This window comes from Jeotgalibacillus marinus (genome assembly GCF_040801915.1).
Taxonomy (GTDB): Bacteria; Bacillota; Bacilli; order Bacillales; family Jeotgalibacillaceae; genus Jeotgalibacillus; species Jeotgalibacillus marinus.
Genome location: NZ_JBFMIA010000066.1, coordinates 1 through 800 on the forward strand (window position 1 = coordinate 1; position 800 = coordinate 800).

The 800-nt window shown below is 39.9% G+C and carries 1 pseudogene; it reads right to left on the minus strand.

From position 1 onward, the window contains the following. Positions 1 to 800 (minus strand): annotated as a pseudogene (locus AB1471_RS16940) (hypothetical protein); the annotation flags it as partial.

Below are 800 nucleotides of genomic sequence, written 5' to 3' on the forward strand. Positions count from 1 at the left end.
TGTAATACTGCTTCCCACAATTAAAATAGATTCCGTGTTATCATCTACTGTTTTTGCTATAGCACTAACGTCTAGACTTATAGAATCGGCTTTTTGATCAATGCTTGAAGCGTATTCTTGCAGGTCTTCCATTTCATCAAGCAGATCAGCTAGATCGCTATCAACCAGAGTGAACTCGCCTTCTACATAGTTCAATCCTGCTTTTTTCGCAAGTTCTTCATGGATTTCCTCTTCAGTCTCTCGAATTTCTTCGTCTGTATATTGTTTTGCTGTTTCATTAATGACGTCTAGGGCTTCTTGCTTTAGCTTATCTATTCCTATAGAGTCACCAGCTAAAATTTCAGCTTTTTTACTTAACTCACGTAATTCAGCAGCAATTTCTTCACCAAACAGAATGTCATCACTGATGATTCTAGCGGTTGTTGCGCTTACCTCTTCGCTAAATTCATTTGGAGTGCCATGGGTATTCACCGCTCTGACACGGAAATACCATTGCTCGTTGACATCTGCTTCATATGAGTAAACACTAGTTTTTCCACGGAAGACTAGGTTTGACGTATCAGGGGTAAACCCTTTTACTTCAGACGCAAATACTTCATAATTTGCGATATACGTCGCCCTATCAAAGTCCCACTCCACAATAATAGAACGAAAAGCACCTGATGCTTGGACATTTGTTGGAACAGGCGGCTCAATATTAGGGAAATTGGAATCATCAACACTGCTCCATTTACCCGAATTATTGTTGATTGTATCCACTACATCGTCCAAACGTGTGTCATCAGTATAGAGAGGCAAAA